General features: G+C 48.8%; 24 protein-coding genes. 10 read left to right on the top strand and 14 right to left on the bottom strand.

Annotated elements, in window-relative coordinates; all coding sequences use genetic code 11:
• Positions 1 to 405 precede the first annotated feature (405 nt).
• Positions 406 to 804 (top strand): transcriptional regulator Spx, encoded by a 399-nt coding sequence (gene spx, locus DCM90_RS07150; RefSeq protein ID WP_109250684.1) that lies wholly within the window; start codon positions 406 to 408, stop codon positions 802 to 804.
• A gap of 143 nt (positions 805 to 947) precedes the next feature.
• On the opposite strand, the gene DCM90_RS07145 is transcribed toward spx, so the two are convergent.
• The 3 genes from DCM90_RS07145 to DCM90_RS07135 form a co-directional block, all read right to left on the bottom strand.
• On the bottom strand, positions 948 to 1,235 hold the full coding sequence (locus tag DCM90_RS07145; RefSeq protein WP_109250683.1) for a hypothetical protein: 288 nt from the start codon (positions 1,233 to 1,235) through the stop codon (positions 948 to 950).
• Between the two features lie 456 nt (positions 1,236 to 1,691).
• A complete protein-coding gene (locus tag DCM90_RS07140) occupies positions 1,692 to 2,087 on the bottom strand; it encodes a hypothetical protein (RefSeq protein WP_109250682.1) in 396 nt (131 codons plus the stop codon).
• A gap of 52 nt (positions 2,088 to 2,139) precedes the next feature.
• Complete coding sequence (locus DCM90_RS07135; protein ID WP_109250741.1) at positions 2,140 to 2,610, bottom strand: C40 family peptidase; 471 nt, start codon at positions 2,608 to 2,610, stop codon at positions 2,140 to 2,142.
• A 235-nt stretch (positions 2,611 to 2,845) separates the two neighbouring features.
• On the opposite strand from DCM90_RS07135, the gene DCM90_RS07130 reads away from it, so the two are divergent.
• Positions 2,846 to 3,490, top strand: coding sequence for an LVIS_2131 family protein (locus tag DCM90_RS07130; protein ID WP_109250681.1), 645 nt, complete (start codon positions 2,846 to 2,848; stop codon positions 3,488 to 3,490).
• A 70-nt stretch (positions 3,491 to 3,560) separates the two neighbouring features.
• Positions 3,561 to 4,364 (top strand): DUF3658 domain-containing protein, encoded by an 804-nt coding sequence (locus DCM90_RS07125; protein WP_165815246.1) that lies wholly within the window; start codon positions 3,561 to 3,563, stop codon positions 4,362 to 4,364.
• A 286-nt stretch (positions 4,365 to 4,650) separates the two neighbouring features.
• Here DCM90_RS07125 and DCM90_RS07120 read toward each other — a convergent pair whose 3' ends face one another.
• Together DCM90_RS07120 and DCM90_RS07115 are read right to left on the bottom strand one after the other, a co-directional pair.
• Positions 4,651 to 6,519, bottom strand: coding sequence for an FAD/NAD(P)-binding protein (locus tag DCM90_RS07120; RefSeq protein WP_109250679.1), 1,869 nt, complete (start codon positions 6,517 to 6,519; stop codon positions 4,651 to 4,653).
• Positions 6,520 to 6,534: 15 nt separating this feature from the next.
• A complete protein-coding gene (locus tag DCM90_RS07115; protein WP_109250678.1) occupies positions 6,535 to 7,182 on the bottom strand; it encodes an NAD(P)H-hydrate epimerase in 648 nt (215 codons plus the stop codon).
• A 106-nt stretch (positions 7,183 to 7,288) separates the two neighbouring features.
• Between DCM90_RS07115 and DCM90_RS07110 the strand changes: the two genes are divergently transcribed.
• Positions 7,289 to 7,618 carry a hypothetical protein gene (locus DCM90_RS07110; protein ID WP_225366000.1) on the top strand — a complete coding sequence of 110 codons (330 nt, stop codon included), beginning with the start codon at positions 7,289 to 7,291 and terminating at the stop codon, positions 7,616 to 7,618.
• A gap of 349 nt (positions 7,619 to 7,967) precedes the next feature.
• Here DCM90_RS07110 and DCM90_RS07105 read toward each other — a convergent pair whose 3' ends face one another.
• Genes DCM90_RS07105 through DCM90_RS07095 form a run of 3 tightly spaced genes read right to left on the bottom strand, consistent with a single transcriptional unit; the run spans position 7,968 to position 10,026 of the window.
• Entirely contained in the window at positions 7,968 to 8,549 is a 582-nt protein-coding gene (locus tag DCM90_RS07105; RefSeq protein WP_109250677.1) for a TMEM175 family protein, read from the bottom strand.
• A gap of 3 nt (positions 8,550 to 8,552) precedes the next feature.
• Positions 8,553 to 9,494 (bottom strand): aldo/keto reductase, encoded by a 942-nt coding sequence (locus tag DCM90_RS07100; RefSeq protein ID WP_109250676.1) that lies wholly within the window; start codon positions 9,492 to 9,494, stop codon positions 8,553 to 8,555.
• 22 nt (positions 9,495 to 9,516) lie between these two features.
• Entirely contained in the window at positions 9,517 to 10,026 is a 510-nt protein-coding gene (locus DCM90_RS07095; protein ID WP_109250675.1) for a YbhB/YbcL family Raf kinase inhibitor-like protein, read from the bottom strand.
• 129 nt (positions 10,027 to 10,155) lie between these two features.
• Between DCM90_RS07095 and DCM90_RS07090 the strand changes: the two genes are divergently transcribed.
• Positions 10,156 to 11,274, top strand: a complete 1,119-nt coding sequence (locus DCM90_RS07090) for an alpha/beta hydrolase (RefSeq protein WP_165815245.1) — start codon at positions 10,156 to 10,158, stop codon at positions 11,272 to 11,274.
• Positions 11,275 to 11,515: 241 nt separating this feature from the next.
• Here DCM90_RS07090 and DCM90_RS07085 read toward each other — a convergent pair whose 3' ends face one another.
• The 4 genes from DCM90_RS07085 to DCM90_RS07070 all read right to left on the bottom strand — a co-directional run bounded on the left by DCM90_RS07085 (position 11,516) and on the right by DCM90_RS07070 (position 14,442).
• Positions 11,516 to 11,836 carry a hypothetical protein gene (locus DCM90_RS07085; protein WP_109250673.1) on the bottom strand — a complete coding sequence of 107 codons (321 nt, stop codon included), beginning with the start codon at positions 11,834 to 11,836 and terminating at the stop codon, positions 11,516 to 11,518.
• Positions 11,837 to 11,925: 89 nt separating this feature from the next.
• The gene (locus DCM90_RS07080; protein ID WP_109250672.1) at positions 11,926 to 13,263 is read right to left on the bottom strand and encodes a sensor histidine kinase; all 1,338 of its coding nucleotides are present in this window, start codon (positions 13,261 to 13,263) and stop codon (positions 11,926 to 11,928) included.
• 1 nt (position 13,264) lies between these two features.
• Positions 13,265 to 13,951 (bottom strand): response regulator transcription factor, encoded by a 687-nt coding sequence (locus tag DCM90_RS07075; RefSeq protein WP_109250671.1) that lies wholly within the window; start codon positions 13,949 to 13,951, stop codon positions 13,265 to 13,267.
• Between the two features lie 62 nt (positions 13,952 to 14,013).
• Positions 14,014 to 14,442, bottom strand: a complete 429-nt coding sequence (locus DCM90_RS07070; RefSeq protein WP_109250670.1) for a MarR family winged helix-turn-helix transcriptional regulator — start codon at positions 14,440 to 14,442, stop codon at positions 14,014 to 14,016.
• Between the two features lie 125 nt (positions 14,443 to 14,567).
• On the opposite strand from DCM90_RS07070, the gene alsS reads away from it, so the two are divergent.
• Positions 14,568 to 16,244 carry an acetolactate synthase AlsS gene (alsS, locus tag DCM90_RS07065; protein ID WP_109250669.1) on the top strand — a complete coding sequence of 559 codons (1,677 nt, stop codon included), beginning with the start codon at positions 14,568 to 14,570 and terminating at the stop codon, positions 16,242 to 16,244.
• Between the two features lie 13 nt (positions 16,245 to 16,257).
• A complete protein-coding gene (gene budA, locus DCM90_RS07060) occupies positions 16,258 to 16,968 on the top strand; it encodes an acetolactate decarboxylase (RefSeq protein WP_109250668.1) in 711 nt (236 codons plus the stop codon).
• A gap of 272 nt (positions 16,969 to 17,240) precedes the next feature.
• Here the strand turns inward: budA and DCM90_RS07055 are convergent, their stop codons facing one another.
• The gene (locus DCM90_RS07055) at positions 17,241 to 18,449 is read right to left on the bottom strand and encodes an MFS transporter (protein ID WP_109250667.1); all 1,209 of its coding nucleotides are present in this window, start codon (positions 18,447 to 18,449) and stop codon (positions 17,241 to 17,243) included.
• Positions 18,450 to 18,759: 310 nt separating this feature from the next.
• Here DCM90_RS07055 and DCM90_RS07050 point away from each other — a divergent pair, with 310 nt between their 5' ends.
• Together DCM90_RS07050 and DCM90_RS07045 are read left to right on the top strand one after the other, a co-directional pair.
• Positions 18,760 to 20,199 carry an ABC transporter permease gene (locus DCM90_RS07050; RefSeq protein WP_109250666.1) on the top strand — a complete coding sequence of 480 codons (1,440 nt, stop codon included), beginning with the start codon at positions 18,760 to 18,762 and terminating at the stop codon, positions 20,197 to 20,199.
• Between the two features lie 20 nt (positions 20,200 to 20,219).
• The gene (locus DCM90_RS07045; RefSeq protein ID WP_109250739.1) at positions 20,220 to 20,882 is read left to right on the top strand and encodes an ABC transporter ATP-binding protein; all 663 of its coding nucleotides are present in this window, start codon (positions 20,220 to 20,222) and stop codon (positions 20,880 to 20,882) included.
• 61 nt (positions 20,883 to 20,943) lie between these two features.
• On the opposite strand, the gene DCM90_RS07040 is transcribed toward DCM90_RS07045, so the two are convergent.
• Positions 20,944 to 21,456 carry a hypothetical protein gene (locus DCM90_RS07040; protein ID WP_109250665.1) on the bottom strand — a complete coding sequence of 171 codons (513 nt, stop codon included), beginning with the start codon at positions 21,454 to 21,456 and terminating at the stop codon, positions 20,944 to 20,946.
• 205 nt (positions 21,457 to 21,661) lie between these two features.
• On the opposite strand from DCM90_RS07040, the gene DCM90_RS07035 reads away from it, so the two are divergent.
• On the top strand, positions 21,662 to 22,822 hold the full coding sequence (locus DCM90_RS07035) for a glycerate kinase (RefSeq protein ID WP_109250664.1): 1,161 nt from the start codon (positions 21,662 to 21,664) through the stop codon (positions 22,820 to 22,822).
• Positions 22,823 to 23,220 lie beyond the last annotated feature (398 nt).

Below are 23,220 nucleotides of genomic sequence, written 5' to 3'. Positions count from 1 at the left end.
TCTAACACTCCGTTAGTTACAGTTATTAAAATGTGTCCCAACTGATACGATATAGAATTAATATTCATTTAAAGGGATTAATATTCATTATTCTCCAAGTCGACTTCAGAACTATCCAATCTCCAAAACATGACAAAAAAATGAAGACATATGTGTTAAAACCTATATATAAAGGCATTTGTAGTAGTGGATTGCGTCAAGTATTTTTCATTTTTTATCAATTTTATTTATAAATTTTGAGAAAATGACCGATTTTGGCTAGGGTGGGTATTCTGATGATTGATTATTCATACATTTATGTTATGCTTTTAACTGAGCATTACGGATGGCTGTGATTGCTTTAAAACGATGTGATCTTGTCTTGCCTACAATGTTCAACTACTATCACGCTAGGGAGTGTTCGGGATGATTAATTTATACGTTGCACCAAGTAGTGCATCGAGTCGGAAAGCACGTGCATGGTTAAAGGAGCATGATATTCCATTCAAGGAACGGAACATCAAATCCAAACCATTAAATGCTAACGAAATTAAGGAAATTTTGCGACTGACTGAAAATGGTAGTGAAGATATTATTTCCACTCGGTCCAATATTTTCAAAAAATTGGCTATTGATATGGATGGGTTAAGTGTTAGCCAACTAATTGATTTAGTGGTGAAGTACCCTGATTTAATCAAGCGCCCAATTATCTTTGACGACCGCCGGCTTGAAGTGGGATATAACGAAGAAGAAATTCGTCGTTTCTTACCACGTGAAGTTCGGATCGCCGAGCTGCACCAACTAGAATCTCAATTAAGCTCATAAAAAATGACCGGTAATCTGGGGGGATTATCGATCATGGACGTCGTTATTAAATTACATTAAAACTAATCGGTTAGCACCGATCGGACGGGATCCGATTCAGTGTAAATGGATTGTACCAGCTAGGTAAACTCTAGCTGGTTTTTTTATTTTCTAAGATGATGATCGTACCGGTTGGCTAGCTTAGTTTGCCCAAGCAAGGTGAGAGTGTCCACCACCGTTTGATGAATCGTTGATGTGGCCACCAGCGAAAACCCGGCTAACTGTGCAATCACCAATCCTTCGGTCCGGCGAATAATGATCGGATTACGGGAGAGGGTGCATAAAGAGGCGTGCAGCTTTTTTTGATCAAACGCAGTGAACGTTCCGTCAGATTTTTCCACGGTAAGTGTGCTAATATCACTGCTGTTCTGGAGTGCTTTTTGAACATCCATGGGCGGTGGCCTCCTTTTCTCTCATTCCTTACTCCCTATTTTAACTCTTTTTTGGTGAAAGGCAATCATTAATATCTATATCTGGTGTCTGAAATTTAACCAAAACTAGATATTGTGGTCAAACCACACTCCGTGGTGTTGTAAAATGTAAGGAACGGATGAAAAGGGTGTGGAGCTGCTCGGTAGATCTGGAGGATTAACTGAGTCATCGGAAAATGCTGGGTTTGGGCATTATCCGATGACTTGGTTAACCGTAGAGACCTGAGCGGTGGAACCCAACTAAAAGGGTGTGGAGCCGCTCGGTAGATCTTAAGGAATAACGGTACTACCTAAAGTCGACTCACAACTAAAAAGGGTGACGCCCAAATTCGATTATCGTGCAATCGAATTTGGGCGTCATCCATATTGGGAATACTCTGAATGTTTTTTTGATGGTCAAGTCTTGCAGTAAGTCGGCTAACCTACCCGGTACAAAATCCACGCGACCAAACTGATGGTGGCAATGACAAAGGTATAGAGAGCGACCTGAACGGGCCATGTATAGGCGCCCGTTGATAGATCGACTAACTGCCAGTTATTCTTCGGGATGTAGGATTCAGTCACGACTTTGGGTCTGGCTTGGGGCTTTTTAACGTCAAGTTTTTGGGGTTGTTCGTGTTGATCCTTCGGTGAAATCAGCCGCCCATCCGGTGTTACAATGAGTTGGTCTTTGTGGGCCCTATGAAAGGCCTGCTGGTGGATTGGCTCCGGCTGCATTTGGCCGTGGGCAATGGCAGCGGGGCCCATTAAAAAGATAAGCCCGGTCACAAGGATTAGCAGGCTGCTAAAACCCAGGCGGTACCATTTCTTCATTTATTTGTCATCCCCTCAGAAAGTCCCCGGTGATCAAACACTAGGGTGCGGTTTACTTTAAGTTGGCAACGCGGGCATAGCCAACGGCGTGCCACCATGGTGCATGGATGGACTCGGTAACGACCCCGCGGCTTTGGGCGTCGATCATTTGGCCGTTGCCGACGTAAAGGCCAACGTGGCTGATGGATCGCTTGTTACCGCCAAAGAAAACTAGGTCGCCCTTTTTCAGGTGTTTGGCTGAAACGTGTTGGTAATGGTTGTATTGGGCCTGTGCGGTCCGGGGTAAGGTTTTTTTAGCTGCCTTTTTGTAGACGTACTTGGTAAATCCAGAACAGTCAAATCCGGCGGGAGTTGTCCCACCCCAACGGTAACGGGTTCCCCGCAGGCTTTTCGCTTTTGAGACAACCTTGCTGGCTTTGATAGTGGCGGCCTGGGCTGAATTCGTGTGCCCCATCGGCAAACTGGCCGTAACCCCAAACATAACGGCCACCATTAATACGAGCTTAATCCACAAACGTTTCATATCCAAAAGACATCCCCTGAGTAATATGTATTTTTTCCAATGGTTCTATCATATCAGCTTAGTGTTACAGAAATATCTCAGATAGTTGTCGATTTACTGACCGTTTGTTATTTCAACTGGGTTTTGACAAAATGCCGGCCGCTGGAATTGAGTTTGGCTTGTATTTCGAAACTTAATCACGTACCCTTATTATAGGAAAATAATCACCATTGTAATTGAGGGAAGGGTGTAACAGATGAAATCAGCATGGAATTTAGTGGGAATGGCCCTGTGGCTAATTCTTCTGATTTACCTAATTTGGATGATTCATAATATGCGGGTTCGCCGGTTAAAACTGATTGTTCAGGAGCGAAAGAGCTTTTCGTGGCGTAACCTTGGGATTTCCACCGTTGAATTGATCGTCTTTCTCGTAGCGGCCTATGGGATGGGCAAGACAACGTTCTTCCAAAACCCGCACGATTTAAACGCTAGTCAAGTGACGGTCACCACGACCTACCACCCGTTAGTGGTCAATACCACGAGTTCAGGAGCTTCGTACTACGTCTCGGTAAAAAACACGACGGGAAGTTCTCCCGTTCAGTTCTATAGCTACTATACGGATGGCGAACGGTACCGGATTGCAAGCCCGAACGCCACCATCTCGAGCGGCAAGAACGCCATTAATATTTCGGCGTCCCGGTATCAGTGGGACGATAAAAAGGTTAAGGAAAATGACAAACGCCACCAGCGAGCCTGGGTTGGGACGGTTGATACCACCTATAAAAAGACCTGGCAAAACGGGATTGGCCTTCATGCCGGCCGCTTAGCCGATCGCTTCACACTGATTCGGGTGCCGGATAAAAGCTTTGTCCGTTACCGGGCTGGCGAAGCAACCCACTAGAAGTCGTTAAGCTTGCAGTTCTAAACGAGATAACAGAAAATTAGGGTAAACGATGAAAAGGGGAATGATCTTGGAGAATGCAGAGGCGTCATTTTTAGATATCACGTTTGACCACGCATTGGCCACCACGCTGACAACCTTCCATGATTTAAGCGACGACGACCACGATGAAGTTTTAGAGTTGGATCTGGCCTTAGACGTTGGAGACATTAGCCACGTGGATGATACCGAGACCCGGCAAGCCATCTGGGATACCCGGCGGAAGTTTAATCCTGATGCACCCACGGGCGATGATATGATTAGCCAGCTGGGCCACTTAGACGATGCCATTGATGATGGCCGGTCGCTCCGGGTGTGGATTAGTAATGATCCGAGTGATCTTTGCGGTTACTACTGGTTATGCGCCCGGTTAGCTGGCAATATGGCCGGTGAAGTCTTTACGGTCAACGTTACCCGGCACGCCATGAAATTAATGGGTGTTTACAAACGGAATACCATTGGCGATATGTCCCTGGATGAACTCGTGAACCAAATTAATAACGTCACCTCCGTTAATGGGTTAACGCTGCGGGATATTAAGCATATTTGGGACGTCTTAGTGGCTGAAAATGCCCCGTTACGGGTGAACGTTAACGGAGTGATCATTAGTGTGGCGGACAGTTTTTATGACCAATTTGTTTACGCTAGCGTGCAGGACACCCCGACAAAACTCAGTGCCGTCGTTGAACTCACCATTGAAGCTGGTCCAGGCGGGATGCCGCTGTGGTGGTATTTAAGCCGGATTGACACCCTAGTGGCTAACCAGATGATCGAATACGTTGGCGATGAACGTGACGTGGCCGATGCGGAAGTCAAACGGGTCACGCAAAATTAGGGTGTGGAATCACTCGGGAGTTCTAGGGTTAACCGCAAGAAGTTGAGAAGTGGAACCCGACTGAGGGTGTGAAACTTCTCGCTTACTTCTGAGGATTAACGGAGTTCACCGAAAATACTGGGTTTTAGTATTACTGGGGAACTTGGTTAACCGCAGGAAGTTGAGAAGTGGAACCTGACTAAAGGGTGTGAAACTTATTCAACCCCAATAAAAATTAAGTTATTAACACAAAAATCCCCGCCATCAAACGCAATGCTGTTTGGTGGTGGGGATTTTAACGTATATCTTAAACTAGTTCATCCAAGTCTTTCTCCTGGTTTTCAGGGGCCAAAATTTCACTGGCGATGCGGTCGGCCGTAATGAAGTTGCTATCATTAACGTCCGGCCGGGGGGCGGTCGTAGTCATCCAGTGCTCGCCCTCGGTAGGAATTCCCCAGAAATAGAAATTTGACAGGGAGTGGCCGTAAGCGTCAATGAGCCGGTCCGTTTCGTGATCCACTAAGACCGCGTGGGTTTGGGCCTTCGGATTAGTGGTGGTAGCTAACAATTCTGGCGTCGCTGTGTGGTGGGAAATTAAGGAGGCCAGCAACGGATTGTGACTCACCATGAGGTCAATCCGGGGCAGCCGGCTTTCAATTAACGCTGCGGCTGATACGGGTTGACCTCCCACCTGAGTCTGAAAGTGGTTGTCAGCGATGGTAACCGTCATGTTGGGATCCGCTAGGGTCACAATACCCGCGCGCATTAAGGCGCAGAGCTGTTCTATCCGAACTAGTGGCGGCCCGACCACTAAGAAGCTGTTTAGCTGGTCAAACGTGGTTAAAAAGTCGTTAATGTAGGCGTCGTTAGTTAACCAGTGGTTTTCGACGATGAACCGAATGTCGCTCCGGAAGTCCCGGAGGGCATCTAATGCCCCGTTGATGGGTCCCGTTAGGTTACCGAGTTTGGCGTCGACAATTAACGTGTTAAGTCGTTCAAGAATAAATTGCTGGTGGTTAACGCCAGCTGGTTCGTCTCGCAGCGGTTGAATGATTGACTCCCAGTTCCACCGGTCTTCGGGGTTAAACGGCGCCTGGTCAATTACCGTTTCAGGGTCGGCCGCAGCAAGGTAATCCTGCTTAAACTGATCGGCACTGAGTTTCGGGTACTTTTGCTTAATCAACAGTTGGTAATACACTAATTCAACGTCTAAGCGGACGAGGTGCTGAAACGCTGTGAAGTCCATGGGACGACTAATATGACGGGCAGTCAGGGCTTCGGCCGTTAAGAAATGGGACTGCCATTCCTCCCCCGGTTTTTTCTGGTTAACGCCCTTAGGGTAGTAAGGGAAACCCCGCCGGGAACCCGCAATGATTTGGGGTTCGTAACCGGACGGCTGGTAGGTGAGTTCATGATCCGTTTGCTGATATTTCCCTCCCCGGCCCAACGTTAATAGGGTAATGTAATCAAAGAAACTTAGCCCTAATCCGCGCATAATAACGGTTTGACCATCGGTGAGTTTGGAAAAATCAGCGTCACCCGGGTGCATGGGTGGGAAGTAGGCCAGACCGTGACTTTCAGCAAAGTCGGCAAACGAGCGCTGTTCCGTCGTGGGCCGGTTCTCAGAGTGACCAAGGGCCATGATAATTTGGTCGGCCAAAAGGGATCGGTGAGCCGTCTTAATGATGTCATGGGTGTCAACGTGCCGAATTTCGACGACCGATTCCTGAATAAACTGAATGGTGACGGTGTCTGACTGTCGGTTTAACTGCTGTTCGTAGAACCATTGAAGGTAGACGCCAAACAAAGCCCGGGGAGCGTAGTCGTTCTTGCCCAGGTGGCGGGCGAAGGTTTGAAGCGTCTCCCGGTTTGGTAAATCATGCGTCGCTATGTACCGTTGGCCAACCTGACTTTGGGCCCAGTCGCAGAGATCAGGGCCCGTAACGGATTGGCCCCGCATCTCAACGGACGAATCGGCAAAGAGCGAAATTTCCTGTGCAACGGTATTCATCAAAAGCAGCGGGTTTTGATCAGTCCGCCAAACATGACCCCCGACGGGAAAGTCATCCATTAGCGTGATTTCCAGTGACTCGGTTGAGTGGGGCGAATGCCAGGTAAGCAGCCGTTCGAGTACTAATAGGCCGCGTGGGCCAGCTCCGATAATGGTAATTTGCATGGGGAAGATCCTTTCTTACTTGCTTGGAATGAGGGGCGAAGGTGCGTAAACCCCAATGTCGGCAACGTGAAGCTGACCAACGTGCTGTCGGCCGCTCGTGGTTTCAAAGCCTATTTTACGATAACCCATGGTCGTTGTCATGCGGGCGGTCAAGGCGACCCCCAAAACGTCACCTGTGTCAGCGTTAATGCCTGACGGAACGTCAATGGCAAACACAGGCGCATCGACTTCGTTAATCTGATGAATAATTGTGGCATAGTGACCTTCAACGGGCCGTGAAAGTCCAACCCCGAAGATCCCGTCGACAACGAGGGTTGCGTGTTCAATATCCGCCGTTTCCGTGGTCATGGGTGTTTGGTAGTGAGCGGCAATTTTTAACTGCTGCTTTGTTTGTTCGGTAGCGTGGTCAGGTTGACCAACCAGCATGAGTCTAACGTTTAAACCATGAATGCGGAGCAATCGAGCGACCGCAACCCCGTCCCCGCCGTTATTACCCGATCCGGCAACCACTAAAATTCGGCTAAGGTCGAACGGCCCGGTTAAAATATCCCGGTAGCAAGCTAGTGCGGCCCGTTCCATTAAGACGAGGGAGGGAATCCCCACCTCCTCCATGGTGTAATGATCATATTCTTGTGCTTGTGCAACTGTAATGGCGTCTGTCATCTGCGCTCAACTCCTTTTACCTAAATCCTGACCTACTTGGCAAAATAATGCAAGAACCAACTCCTGCCGTGATACTATAGAAGCAAAACAGGAATGAGGAGTGGTGATGATGATTATTCAAATTCCACAAGATATGGATGAAGTCACTTTGCGTCAGGTTCAATTACAACGCAGCGGGGTGGATATGACGGAGGATGAAGTGATTAAGCAGGGAGTCCTAGACGCCTTTCAACAGTTCTTGGATCAGGTGGAGGACGGGCACTACGATACAGGCGTTTATGAGGGCCATGCCCTAGTCGTCAAGGATATTTACGGCGAAGATATGGGCCATGTTACACCAGAAGGCACCACATTTATTGAAGATTTCAAAACGAACGCGGAGTCCACCCTATCCCGTTTGGAGGCCGCAGCCATTAAAATCGGGGGCGGAAGGTAAAAATATAGTGCGGACCTAATCGGTAAATCCCGAGCACTAACGTAATCACCCGAAATACCTGCACTTGGGTATTACGGGTGATTTTGTTAGGCGGAAGGATTTGATTAGGGGAGCCGGAATAAAAAAAATAGTGCGGACCCAATCGGTAGATTTTGAGGACTAACCTAGCAAGGACATAAGCGTCTGGGCTTTGACGGTTAAGTTCTTGCGTAGTTAGCCACAGAAATCTGATTGGGGGAGCCGGAATAAAATAGTGCGGACCTAATCGATAAATCCCGTGCACTAACGTAAAAAGGCCAGCCAAGTTCTTTCGAATTTGACCGGTCTTTTGAGTTGCCCCACTGGTCCCCTAATTAAATAGGGTATCCGAGTCATGGGGAGTTCGAACGGCAATGGTGATGAGCTCAACCGTTGTAATAATGAGTAGACTAGGGGGATAGAAGTAAACTAAAACGCCTTCCACCCCAATTAACAGGTAGCCATACCAAGTCCCGATGAATCGATAGACCAGCATGTTCGTAATTCGACTGGCAATTTCGGGATTATGCCGGGCCAAGTCAAGCGACAGCGCGTGGTAAGTTGTATCCCACAAAACTAGGACTAAGAGATAGAAGTAGGCGGGGGCCCGGTGCATGATAAAGCGACCCGTCCAGCTTGTGGCGATCGGTAAAAAAGACATGACGAATAACCATAAACAGTTTAACCAGAAGGTACTTTTCCGAATGTGAGTCGCTAGGCTAAACATGTAGTGGTGGTTATACCAAGCGGTTAAGATGAATAACCAGCTCACGGCGTAGGCAAAGAAATAGGGAACATCCCCGACTAGGGCATCGGGCTGATAACTGTCGGGGGTCTTAACCTCCAACACCATAATCGTCAAAATAATTGCCACAATGGCGTCCGTAAAGGCTTCTAAACGGCTCTTATTCATCCGTTAAGCCTTGAAGGTGGTATCAATGATTTGGTAATCGGCGTCACTGAGGTTAACGGTCATAGATTGGGCGTTCGCCATCACTTGTTCGGGCCGTTTAGCACCGGGGATCACAACGGAAATAGCCGGGTTCTTGATGTACCAAGCTAGAATCAGTTGGGTTATGGTGACGTCATACTTTTTGGCCATTGGAATTAAGGAGTCAACGCTGCCAATGATTTGTTGGTAGCGGTCGCCCTTAAAGTCGTAGTCATTTTGCCGTAGGTCACCGTCCGGGAAGTGGGGTTCCTCAGCGGTGTACTTACCCGTTAATAGTCCAGAGGCAAGTGGGAAGTAAGGGATAAACGAAATCCCGTTTTGCTGAAGGTATGGGAGTAATTCGACTTCGGCGTCCCGGTGAATTAAGCTGTATTGATCCTCGACCACGTCGACGTAACCGTCACGGTTAGCTTCTTTGACTTGGTCTAACGTAAAGTTGGAAATCCCAATGGCGCGAATTTTACCGTCCCGTTTTAAATCGTTTAACGTTGAAACGGCTTCGTCCTTAGGAGTTTTTTCGTCAGGGAAGTGAATGAAGAAGATGTCTAAGTAGTCGGTGTGCAACCGCTCCAGACTTTCATCGACGGCCTTCTTTAGAAAGGCAGGGGAATTGTTCACGGCGTTTTTGCCTAGACTGGGATCTTGGGCCGCCTTAGTGGCAATCGTGACGTCCTCACGTTTGTAATCCCGGAGAACTTCACCGATAAGGGTTTCTGACCGGCCTAAACCGTAAACGTAGGCTGTATCTAAGAGGTTGATTCCCGAGTTGATGGCGGCCCGAACCATTTCTTTGCCCCGGTTATCATCTAAGTTCGGAAAAAGATTATAACCGCCGACCGCATTGGTACCTAAACCAAGTGGGGTGGTCATTACGTCGGAGTGGCCAATTTTAACAGTTGAAGTCATAAGCAAGTTACCTCCTTAAATTTTAAACGCGGCCAATAAAGGTACAGGTCGCTGTCGTTAACGTTTGAGAGTCAGCATCGTGCATCAATTCGTTCAACCAGAATCCTTCTTCAAGGTCGAGGACGGATTTTAAGGCGTACACCGTTAACGTATAGGTATGATCAGCATCCGGTGGGAACGGCCCCGTATAGTGTTCAATAATTGAGGGGTTCGTTTCATTGATTAATGACCCGGCATTACTGTTTTTACCGAGCGTGTGGGGAACGACTAGGGTTCGGCTGTCGTCCTCGGGGATTTCGGTAATGTCCCCCGGGAAGTTGGCGGCGACCCAGTGAATCCAGGGGAACCCGCTAACCGGAATGGCATCAAAGTCGAGAAGACTTAACGCAAACGACTGGGTGCCCTCAGGAGCATCTTCGATTCGGATGGGAAACGATCGGACGGGTTGGCCGTTATGAACGTCACTGCCCGTCGCATACTTTGCGTATTGATCCGGCAAGACGCCGTTTTGAAGCGGAACAGAAATTTTCATGATGTTAACCTCCAATGCTAAGAATACCCTTAATTATAGCGCTTCCTTCCCGGTAAATGGAGGATAAGGCTTTTTGTTACGAATCTGAATGTAAGCTTGATATAATGGCTAAAAAGGGGGATGGATAGTATGTCCACAAATTCAGATGCATATCCACGTACAGAAACGTATTACGAGAAATTAGCTCGATTGTCGAAGATTCAAGAGTTCCAAAAGGATGAAAACGGGGTTCTGTCTTTAACGAAACGTGATCCCAAGGTAAAAGACGGCGAAGAAGATCCCGTCTTAAAGGATTACCAGAAGGACTATAAGTTCCCGAAGGACTATAAGGCTCAGCCTTCAGCTGCTATGGCAGCAGCTGCGCGGGCCCCACGTAATGATACGGAAAAGAAGCTGTTTGCATGGCGGGAACGGATGAACGGGGTTAGTGTCAACATGGCGCCGAACGTTAAGACCGAAAAGGTAACGACTGACGAAGGCGTCAGCATGATGTCTTACACACCAGTTCTAACGGCACCTTACGAAACCTTACCAGCTGTTATGTACATTCACGGGGGCGGCTTTATTGGGGGCTCCATTTACTTAACCCAGGGCTTTTCATATCTCTTAGCTCAAGTTGCTCACGTTAAGGTATTTGCCGTTGACTTCCATTACGCACCAGAATTCGACTATGAAACGACAACGAGTGAAAATTACTCGTCGCTACGTTACCTGTCAGAACATGCGGATGAATTAGGCATTGATCCAGCCAACATTACCCTGTACGGGGAAAGTACGGGCGCTAACATTGCGGCTGCCATTACGTACATGGACCGCGAAACCCGCTACGCTAAGCAGCAGGCGCTGCTCTACCCGTTGGTCACCATCGATTCCAAACAAATTCGTGAATTAACCCCCAAGGGTGCCGGAAGTGGTCCCGTAGGTGCAAGTGGTGATTTTACAACGTTAATTGATACGATTGGAACCGCTTATACTCACGATAAGATTGATAAGATGGATCCGTTAGTATCGCCAATTAACTACCCGGATGACGTCACGGCTAACCTGCCCCGGACCATCCTTGTAACGGACGAATTTGATCCATTGCACGAAGAAGGGTACGCCTTTGCCAAAAAGTTAGCGAAGGCTGGGGTTGACCTCCACTACCTATACTACCCAGGAATGACCCACGCCTTCCTAAACAACGTCGGTCTATTTGCCCAAGCCGAAGACTTTGCGTGGGAAATGGCTAAGTGGTTAAGGGGATAGGGTGCGGAACCGCTCGGTAGATCTGGAGGTTTAACTGGGGCATCGAAAAATGCTGGTCTTAGGCATTATTCGATGCCCTGGTTAACCGCAGAGATCTGAGCGGTGGAACCCAACTAAAGACAGACCACAATTAAATAAAACGAAGGGCCAAATCCGATCAAAAACAATCGAATCTGGCCCTTTGTTTTATTTGGCATATCCTGAACGTTTTGTATTCCAACCCCATCTTTATTTTGGCTAATTATTGTCCCGTTACCCAACTAATCCAGAAGGTTAACAGCAGAATGCAGCCCATGGCACATAAAGTCCCTAAAATAAGGGACCAGATGAAGCGAATGTGGCGTCGGCCAAAGACCAGGCAGAAGTAATCCGCTAATAGAAAAAAATAGAAGTCGTTTAACCAATTACTGGTGCGCTGAAACCCGACTAGTGCCAGCCCGAGTAAAATGACCGGGCTCACTAGAACGATCCAGGTGAGCCGGCGACGCCATTTCTGACTGACCTGATCCGCAAAATTTCGGCTCGTCAGTCGTTTCCAGGCCAAAAGGACGTTGTTTTCCATGGGTGTCTCCCCCTAAATTATCCGCAAAGTTGTTGTTAGTAACAATGATATAAAAGAATCGTTTGTAAGTCACCCTTACAAACGATTCTTTAGTTATCTATTGGGAAAGTTAACTGCATGGTTGCTCCGTTTGGTTCGTTATCGAGTACCGTAACAGTGATGTGTTGCAGTGTTGCAAGTTGGCTAAGAATAGCTAACCCAAGGCCACTGCCGGCAATTTTACTGGAGTGTGAGGAATCAATCCGGTAAAACCGATCAAAGATAGCTGCTTTTTGATCATCGGGAATCCCCGGCCCTAAATCACTCACCGTTAGGATCACGGAACGGTCGGTTGGGGAAATTTGAACGACAATGGGGTAGTCAACCGGTGAGTATTTATGGGCGTTATCTAGGAGGATCAACAGTATTTGGGTCAGGTAATCAGCGTTCGCGGTCACCGTCACGGCTTTTTGAGGTGCCTTCAAGGTAATTGGCTGCGTGATCGTTGGCTGATACCGGGCGATTTGATCAGTCGAGAGTTGGGTGAGGTTAACGGGTTCAACTTGAACCTGACGTTGATCCGCCCGCGAAAGATCCAGTAGATTCGTAATCAAATGTTCCAGTCGTTGGGATTCTTCGTCAATAAACTGGAGGGATTCGGGGACTACTTCGGGATGTTCTTCACCGTGACGTTTAATCAAATTGACGTTGCCCCGAACCGCAGCAATGGGGGTACGAAGCTCGTGAGCCGCATCCGATACGAACTGCCGCTCCCGTTTAAGTTCCGCCCCTAATTCGGCGAGCAACTGGTTGAATTGAACGGCTAGATCGTGCATTTCTCGGGGTTCGGCGGGGACCGGCAACTTCTTGGTTGAATGGGTGTGGGTTACCGTTGTTGCGGCACTGGCAAGATCCAGCATGGGCTGACTAAGCCGGTTAGCCAACTGACGAACGACAATCAGGCTAATAACCATGATGATGACCATGGCGACCGCACACGCAGCGGCGACAAGCTGGAACTGATTCATGACGCCGTGTACACCAACCCAGAGTTCATAGTGGGTTTGGTTATGGCTGGTTGAGACGGCCAAGAAGAGGCCGCGATTCATGACCCAGACGAGGTTTAAGAAGGGAAGCTTAAACTGGGGGTGCGCTAAAAATTGCGATAGTCCGGTCGATTCGATCGCCGCCGCTCCGCGTGAAATGGAGGCGTAGGTGTTTTGAGAAATTCGTGATGCGCGCCCGGTAGCCATCGCAAACTGCCCGGGGAGCTGCTGGGTATTCTCCATGATATTGAGGGTTCGGTATGCCTCGGCCTGTGAAAGAACGACCGCTTGGTAGAGCATGGCGCCGGTTAGTAAGAGCCCCACGACTAACACGGCGCTAATGAGCAGGGGGGTAAAGGACCGCTGAATGAGGGCGGCACTGGATTTTATCGGTTTAGCCATTTTAATCCCCCCTTAGCCGGTAGCCAACGCCGCGAACCGTTTCCAGTCGGGATTCAGCGTTGGGCGGGGTCAGCTTATTTCTCAGGTAGCCGATGTAAACGTCGACCACGTTTTGATCCCCAAAAAAGTCAGCCCCCCAGACGTGATCGAGGAGATCATCGCGAGTTAAGGCTTCATTGGGATGCTGCATGAGAAACAGCAAGAGGTCGTATTCCCGTTGGGTTAGGGAAATGGGCGTCCCATTTTGGGAAACCTGGCGGGACTTAGGGATGAGTTTGATGGGACCCACTTCGTAGATCCCGGCGGGTTCTTGGTGCTTGTTAGCCCGACGTTGAATCACCCGGATCCGGGCTAAGAGTTCTTCGATTTCGAAGGGCTTAGTCAGGTAGTCATCGGCACCGTTGTCTAACCCGGTTACCTTGTCGCTCACGTAACTCCGGGCGGTCATCATAATAATGGCAACGTCATCTTCCTTCCGAATTCGGCGTAGAATAGCCATGCCGTCCATTTCGGGCAGCATCCAATCCAGCAAGATGACGAGCCAGTCGCCCCGGTGGTCCTGATACGTTTGCCACGCAGTCGTGCCATCATGAACGGTAATGACGTTAAACCCGTCAAACGTTAATTCTTTTTCAAGGTAGCTGGTTAAGCTGGGTTCATCATCAACTAGTAGAATATTATTGGTCATTGGCGTTTGCTCCTTTGCCAAAATAGGGTAGCACAAGAATGTGACGATTGTTTGACGCTTTGCTAATGAATGGGTTGGTCGGTAATACTGTTGACGACCCGTTGGATTCCAGCCACTAGGGGGCTATCAGGGGTGATTCCCGTCTGGGCAAACCGGTCGTTCCACCAGGATTCACGAATCTGACTCACCTGAGGAACCACTGCCGATCCGGCATCGGTTAGGGTCAGCGTCACGGACTTTCCCTTGCCGGGTTGTTTATTGACGTAGCCGAGGTCCCTTAACTTGTTGATTTCCCGGGTTGTTAACCCTTTGTCAATCACGAGCTGAGCTGAGATTTGGGCTTGATTGACGTTTGGCTGGTCCTTAACCGCCAGTAAAATACAGGCTGCCGTGGGATTGAGTCCCAGGTCTTTAAAACGTTCACCGGTGTCCTTATAGTATTGGCGGTGCAGGATCGAAATATCCTGCGCCAGGTAACCAAGATCTTTCATAGTTGATTCCTCCGTTTAGTGTTTGGGTAAGGTTAACTGATTTGTGTTGACAATTCAACTAAAAGTCGTTATTCTATCTGTGTTGACAATTCAACTTAATGATAAATAAAAAGGGGATCGCTGCGATGACGACAAATAAACGAGGTTCGGAAGCCTTAATTGAAACGATGATGAACCACGGGATTCACTACGTGTTCGGAATTCCGGGCGCTAAGGTGGATCAATTGTTTGAAGATCTTCAGTATTCCACGGATCCTAATGCCCCGCAACTCGTGATTACCCGTCATGAACAGAACGCGGCGTTTATGGCTGCTGGAATTGGCCGGTTAACCGGCCAGCCGGGGGTGGTTGCGGTTACCTCGGGTCCTGGGGCGTCTAATTTAGCGACAGGATTAGTGACTGCTACGTCAGAGGGCGATCCCGTCATTGCACTAGGTGGCCAGGTTAAACGGGACGACTTAGCTCGATTAACCCACCAAAGCATTAAGAGTCAGGAATTATTAGCCCCAACCACTAAGTTTAGCACGGAAGTTCAGGATGCAAATGCGCTTTCTGAAACATTTGCTAATGCCTATCAGACTGCGATTGCACCGAAGGCCGGAGCGACCTTTATTTCGCTTCCTCAGGATGTCCTGAGCGAAACAACCGACCGGCCCGTCATGAAGGCCCCCGTCCCCGTCAATCAAGGTATTCCAACGGAAAATCAGTTGCAGGAACTCGCCAGTCAAATTAAACGGGCCAAACTGCCCGTGATCCTGGCCGGAATGCGAGCCTCAGATGATGAAACCACGGCGGGAATCCGACGTCTACTGCAACAAGTGCACTTACCCGTTGTTGAAACCTTCCAGGGAGCCGGGATCATTTCACATGAACTTGAGGATGATTATTTTGGCCGGGTTGGGTTATTCCACAATCAGACGGGCGACCTCCTGCTGAAAAAGAGCGATCTTGTAATTGCGGTGGGTTACGACCCCGTTGAATATGAAGCCCGAAATTGGAACCAAGACCGGACCGGCCAAATCATTAACCTGGATAGTATTGATCCTGAATTAACCGTCGACTACCAACCTGATATGATGATGACTGGGAACATGGGAGCCACCTTAACGGCGTTGGCCGCACAATTTGACTCAAGCTTTAGTCTGAATCAGTCGGCAACCGATTATCTGACGACGCTCCGGGAGAAACGGGATGCCGAAGATGTACCGCCCGTCATTACCGATTCCACCCGGGTTCATCCCTTAGCGTTAGTGTCCGAGCTGCAAAACTGCATCACCGATGAGATGACGGTAACGGTGGACGTCGGAAGCCATTACATTTGGATGGCCCGCCACTTCCGTAGTTATGAACCCCGACACCTTTTGTTTAGTAATGGGATGCAGACACTGGGGGTGGCGTTACCGTGGGCCATTTCAGCGGCCCTAGTGCGGCCTAACACCCAAATCGTTTCGATTTCCGGTGACGGAGGCTTCCTATTTTCCGGGCAGGAATTAGAAACGGCCGTGCGATTGAACCTGAATATTGTGCATATTATTTGGAACGACGGCCACTATGACATGGTGAAGTTTCAGGAAGAAACGAAGTACGGCCGGTCAGCCGGCGTAGATTTTGGCGGCGTGGACTTCGTGCAATATGCCGAAAGTTTCGGGGCAACGGGACTTCGGGTCACTAACGAAGATGACTTGGCGGCCGTTTTAGCCGAAGCCTTTCAGACGGAGGGCCCGGTTATTGTAGATGTGCCCGTTGATTACAGTGAAAACAGCCAGCTGAGTCAAACTCTGCTGGACGATCAATTCTATTAAAGGAAGGGATCTCATGTCAAAGACCACTATTTTATATCAGCACGGGACCTTAGCCCTGCTAGTGCCCGGACTATTTCGGGGAACCATGCGGATGGGCGACTTATTGACACACGGAGACACGGGAATTGGAACGGGTGAGGGACTGGACGGGGAACTCCTTATCCTGGACGGGACCCCCTACCAAGTGACAAGCGACGGGGTGGTTCACGTTGTTGATGACGAATTTTTACTCCCATTTGCGAGCGTGCATCACGCTGCCTTTAAGCCGCTCATGACGGTTGAAGACGTTTCGGCAGATGATCTTGAGGCCCTCATTTTGGAACAGGGCCACTTTGCGAACACGTTCTTTGCCGTCACCGTGAAGGGAACGTTTACCTGTATGACAACCCGAGCGGTGGCTCGCAATATGGCCCCGGACGCGACGTTAGCTTCCGCAGCAGAAAACCAAAGTCAGTTTGTGGCGGACCACGTTTCTGGAACCCTATTAAGCTACTACTCACCCGAACTATTTAACGGTGCGGCGGTCGGTGGGTTTCACGCCCATTTTCTAACGGAAGATCAGTCAATGGGGGGTCACGTCCTCCAATATGACGTTGAAAAAGCCGATGTCGCCATTCAGCTATTTGATACCCTAGAACAACATTTACCAACCTCTGACCCAGACTTTATGGCGCACGACTTCAGTAATGATGACGTGAACGGCGTCATTAAAAAGGCGGAGTAGTTTAATTAAGCGGCACGAGTAGAATAAGAGATAAAAAGGCTGGGAAATAAGACGTTTAGACCATGCCGAATAGGGACAAGGACCAGGTTCGATTGTACTTTGATCGGATTTGGTCCTTGTCCCTATTTGGTTGTGGTCTGTCTTATTTCCCGTAACTAATGGTCCGAAAGCATCCTGTTAAGGATGAAGGGCTTTCGGACCACGTTGCAAGAATCGTATTTTTAGCGAAGCGGACCTAATGTCCCAAACCGCTCCTCTTATTGTGATGATGGTTAAGCTTGTTTTGGTTGTTTGTGGGTGGCTTGAATGAAGATAATCAGGCCGGTGAGGATGACCAACCCAACCGCACAGATAATCATGTCGGCAGCCGGCGTGGTGTTGCCAAACAACCCGGCAACCCAGTTGACCCAGATTGGGCCCACAAAAACTCCGACGTTTAAGAAGACGAGCATCACGGAAGAGGCTAAGTTCTTTGAACCAGCTGGCGCAACCAGGTTAACTTCCGTAAAAATGTACGGGTTAGCGATGGAGTACCCGGCACCGACCACTAAGACGGAGAGGGTAACCCCCCAGAAACTGTGGAACATGGCAACCCCAAAGCAGCCGAGGGCCATCACCCCAATCCCAATTGGCAGGACAAGGCGGCCCATGAACTTATGCACCCACCCGTATCCAAAACCAACGAACATGGATAACAGGGTGTAACCCCCAAGGACGCCGGCAGCTTCACTGGCGGTCCCGATATTTTCGGACGTAAAGAGACTTGCCAGTTTAACGGTTAAAACCATGAAAAAGCCAAAGACGAAGAACGTCAAGATTGAAATCAAGATGACGGGCAGGTTGACCCGTTGCTTAACCTTCTGGGTGGTTTGGCTGGTTTGCCCGCTGTCCGTCTTCGTTTGGGTTTGTTGGGTTGGCCGTTTGATCATTGGAACAACGGCTCCAAACAGGAAGAAAACGGGGAGGGCAATGGCGTAAATCCAGTAGGCGGCGTGCCAACTGAATAGCAATAGGTAACCCACCACGAATGAGAAGGCTGAATTTCCGAGTGATTGAACCGCACTCTGATACCCCATCATCGTCGAGAGTTCATCCCCCGTGTAGAAATCTGAGATTAAACTGATGGCCAGGGAGTTATATAACCCCAGACTGACCCCTAACAGTAACCGGGAAACTAGTAGGACGGTGTAGCTATCCGTAAACACCGGCATGATCCCAAAGATAAAGACGCCGGCCACCCCGGTTAAGACCGTCTGTTTGGCACCCCAATGCAGGGCTAAGAAACTCCCAATAAAAATTCCAAAAACTAACCCGAAGTTAGGGATGGAAACTAATGATTCCACCGCAGACGGTGATTGACCAATTAAGGTCTTCGACATGGATGGGACGGTTGAGGAAACAACGGGCCCCATCATTAATAAAATTGAAATGGACAGTAACGCTGTTTTAAATAACGGCGAACTGGTTTTTGCCTTATCCATAACGACTTCCCCCTTAATACGTAAAGTTTAGCAAGGAATATGCTGAAACCGGTAAAATTTGCTTGTGATGAATACACAATCGTTGAAAACAATGGATTTTTGCTTATGAAAATGGTTGCAAAAATAGCTGTAAATGGACACGGAGTCAATTTTCTGAATCTGCGGAGGCCTGCCTAGGTTAATCCTCGAAGCTAGCGATTTAAAAAGCATCCTAAGAATTTCTTATCCAACGTTTATCTTGGTCACAAGATTAGGGGGCGGCGGGGATGGTATAACTGAAACATCGAAAAGCAAAGGTGTGATGTTGAAAATGAATTTTGTGAAACGGGCTTGGCTCTCCCTCTCCGCTAAGTGGGGGCGCTCCATCCTCTTAGTCCTGGTGACCTCGACCATCTTGATGTTTGTGTTAGCGGGACTATTAATCAGCCATGCGGCCAGTCAAGCGACTGCGGAAGCCAAGAAGAGCGTAGGCGCCACTTTAACCCTGTCGGCGAACCGGGAAGCGGCCTTCAAGAAAATGCAGTCTGGTTCGACCACCAGTAAACCCAAGAAGATCACGATGACTCCCGTCAAACTGAGTGATGCCAAAAAGATTGCGCGTTCAGGTAACATTAGCAGTATGAATGCGACAGCAACGACCTCCGTTGACGCCAAATCATTCGATACCGTGAGCACGACGAGTTCAAGTACCGGGATGATGGGCATGCGGGGCGGCAGTTCCAGTTCGACGGGCGACGTGACGGTCAACGGTGTCACTTCAACTTCTGACGTTTCCAGTTTTACCAGCAAATCCAGTAAAATTACGAAGGGGCGTGGAATTAAGGCTTCTGATGAAGGTACAAACAACGTTGTGATTGAAAGCGAACTGGCCAAGCAGGATAACTTAACGGTCGGGGATACTATGACCGTTAAACAAACCACTGGCAATAAAACGACTTATAAATTGAAAATAGTCGGAATTTACAAGGCCAGTTCCAGCGCCTCCAGCGGAATGGGCATGATGGGCAGTGATCCATCCAATGCCGTGTACACTTCCTACACGTTTGCCAACACCATTAAGGGCAGCAAATATAAGGATACCGCTGATTCGGTCACCTTTAAGATTAGCAACCCGGCCAAAACGACTGCCGTGAAAAAGGCCGGTGATAAACTGATTAACACCTCAACTTACAGTTTGACAACGGACGATAATAGCTACCAAACTGTGAAAAAATCCATGAATACCGTTAGCGGATTCGCCAATAAGATTGTCTGGCTCGTTGCAGCGGCGGGAACCGTGATTCTCGCGCTCATCGTGATCATGATGGTTCGGGAACGCCGGTATGAAATCGGGGTCTTGTTATCCCTCGGAGAGTCCCGCTTTAAAATTGCCGCTCAGTTCTTCACGGAATTAGTGATGGTGCTAATCGTTTCCCTAGCCATTGCTGGGATTGGTGGCCAGTTCGTCGGTAATCAACTAGGCCAGCAGCTTGTGACCCAAGCTCAAACTAGTCAGACCTCTGAAACGAGCGGGCCAATGGGTCAGGGTGGCGGACAACCTGGCGGGATGCGAAGCGGCGGTATGGGCGGTCAACGATCAGGTGGATTCAGCCAGAAAAAGGCGGCTAAGACTAAGCTCTCAACCACCGTTACCGCAACCGAGATGGCAGAGCTAGGCGGCTTTGGTTTATCCATCATGTTTGTCTCCGTAGCCATTGGGTCCCTAGGTATCATGCGGTTAGAACCCAAAAAAGTACTCATTGACGATTAAGGAGGATGCTGATGACCACGATGTTAGAAACAAAGGACTTGGCTTACTGGTACGAGAATGGTTCACGACCGTTATTTAAGGATGTTAATTTGACCTTTGAGGCCGGCAAATCCTATGCCATTGTCGGGCAAAGCGGGACGGGAAAAACGACTTTTCTCTCCCTACTTGCGGGCCTGGATCATCCGAAGGCCGGAGAAATTTTGTATGATAATGAAACGCTAAAAAAGATTGGTCTGACGAATTATCGCCGACGCGATGTTTCGATCGTTTTTCAGGCTTACAACCTCTTTAACTATATGTCACCCGTGAACAATTTAATGACGGCGATGGCTATTACCAATGCCGAGCACCGGGGGGACCAAGAGTATGCGAAACGCATGCTGGAACAGATTGGGATTCCCAAGGGTGACTTTAACCGTAATGTAACCCACCTATCCGGGGGACAGCAGCAACGGGTTGCCATCGCCCGAACGATGTGCTGTGACGCAGCGTTAGTGGTGGCGGATGAACCGACCGGGAACCTTGACGAACAAAACACCAAGGCGGTGATTAACCAGTTTCAGTCCATTGCCCACGATCAGGGAAAGTGTGTCATTATTGTGACGCATGAACCCGAGGTGGCAAAACAGTGCGACGTGGAAATTCAACTGGCCGACCGTGAATTTCAAACGGTGGTGAGGTAGAAGATGACGAACCAAAACAAAAGGGACTCCCCAGTGGGGAGTCCCTTTTGTTTTGGTTTAATTACCGTTGAAATTTCAACAGATAATTTCCTTGTGCATCCGTCGTCACCGTGTAATTATTATAACCAGCTGCTAGCCAATCATCCTTTGTGGCGCGCGCCCAATTGGTGGCGTCGTTAACCGATGAAAAAGTGTGGGTTGCACTAAATTGTGAATCCGACGTTTTAGTGGATGAGGATGAACTAGACGGTGTGGTAGAGGATGAAGCCGAAGAAGACGAGGACGTGCTCGTCGGGGAAGAATCCGGTTGAGACGTTGAGGATGTTTGTGCTTCTTGCTTGCTACTCGTTTGGGAATCAACAACTTCTGTACTGGATGAACTATCGGCAACGGAAGATCGATTGGCCGTTACGTTCATACGAATTACCAAGGCAAGACTTAGCGAGACCACCAGTACAATCAGCGTCAGAATCCAGGGCCATTTAGGCCGCCGTGGTTTCCTGCGAGTTTGTTGACGAGTGGAATTGAAGTTATAACGCTGCACCCTAGAGCGTTGTGGTTGTTGGTTGTTCATAGAAAACCTCCAGTTTCCGGTTCGTGGTGCAATCAATTTTCTTTTTCATCGTCATCTTGTATTATACCAGCTTCTAAAAGATGGTGCTTGTCATTTACCAAAATAGACCAATTGTCAATAAATTAACAAACAGGGGTCTAGTTCATCCGTAGTAAAAGGCTTACAATAGGAATAAGAAATTCAAAAATGAAATGAGTTGATAACCATGAAATTTGTTTTAGCACCAGATTCCTTTAAGGGATCACTGACTGCCAAACAAGCAGCTTCCGCAATGCAACGCGGTTTATCACGTATTTTTCCAAGCGCGGAATTTATTCAGGTTCCCATGGCCGATGGCGGCGCGGGAACCGCTCAATCGTTGGTCGATGCTCGTCACGGTGAATTTATTACGGCCGAAGTAAACGATCCTTTGATGCATACCATTAGTGCCCGTTACGGATTAATTAAAGACAGTCACTATTTTACGGGAATTATTGAGGTCGCTGAGGCCAGTGGCTTAGGTTATTTAAATGATGATGACCGAAATCCGTTGATTACGACGACTTACGGCACGGGACAGTTAGTGAAGGACGCCCTAGATAAGGGCGTGAACCGGATTATCATTGCCATTGGCGGGAGCGCCACTAATGACGGTGGGGCCGGGATGTTTGAAGCTCTGGGCGTTCGCTTCCTGGATAGTAAAGGGAATCCGATTCCCCGGGGTGGCGGTGGCCTAGGTGGCTTGGTTTCCATTGATATGTCCAACATTGATCCCCGGCTAGCGGACGTGGAGTTTGTCATTGCCACCGACGTCGCCAACCCAATGGTCGGTGAATATGGGGCCAGCGCTGTGTTTGCGCCGAACAAGGGAGCCACGCCAGAAATGGTGGAAACCCTAGATCAAAATTTAACCCACTATGCCGATGTTTTACAGCGGTTTACGGGTAAGGATATTAAGGATATGCCGGGGTCCGGGTCCTCAGGTGGCTTAGCGGGTGGCGTCATGGCGTTTACGAACGCCCACATTGTGCGTGGCGTCGATCTAGTAGCGAAGGTGGCGAAGCTCGATGAAAAAGTAGTTGGAGCTGACTATACGTTTACCGGAGAAGGGATGGTGGATTATCAAACCCAGTACGGTAAAACCCCGTTGGGCGTGGCGATTGAAGCTAATAAGGGAAATCCTGATACCCACGTTATTATTGTAACGGGCGGGATTGGCGATGGAATTGATGAACTGTACAACGTTGGGGTGGACGCCATCTTTTCCATGACCCCCGGCGCCATGAGCCTAGACAAGGCGATGCAGGATGCCGCCATCAATCTGGAACGAACAACCGAAAACATCGGCCGATTGATTAAGGTCGATGGAGAAAAGTATAGAGAGTGACCTCAACCGGAATGACCATGAGGATTAAGAAAGTTCCGGGAAAAGTCCGATTCTGGAGCTTATCTCGAAACTGGCTTAACCGGAATGGTCAGGTTGAGGGAGCGTATTTAAGAAGAGAGCGTGACCCAAATCGTTTGACAGCGAGGATTAAGGGGATGCCAAGAAAAGCCGGGTTAGGGCTTATCTTGGTATTAACTTAACCGGAACTGTCAGATTTGAGGGAGCGCGTTTAGGAAGAGAGCGTGACCCCAATCGTTTGACAGCGAGGATTAAGGGGATGCCAAGAAAAGCCGGGTTAGGGCTTATCTTGGTATTAACTTAACCGGAACTGTCAGATTTGAGGGAGCGCATTTAAGAAGAGCACATGACCCAAATCATTTAACAACAGTGATCTAACC

Origin of the sequence: Levilactobacillus bambusae (assembly GCF_003124125.1) — a bacterium.
Lineage (GTDB): Bacteria > Bacillota > Bacilli > Lactobacillales > Lactobacillaceae > Levilactobacillus > Levilactobacillus bambusae.
This window is presented reverse-complemented; position numbering and strand designations above follow the sequence as displayed.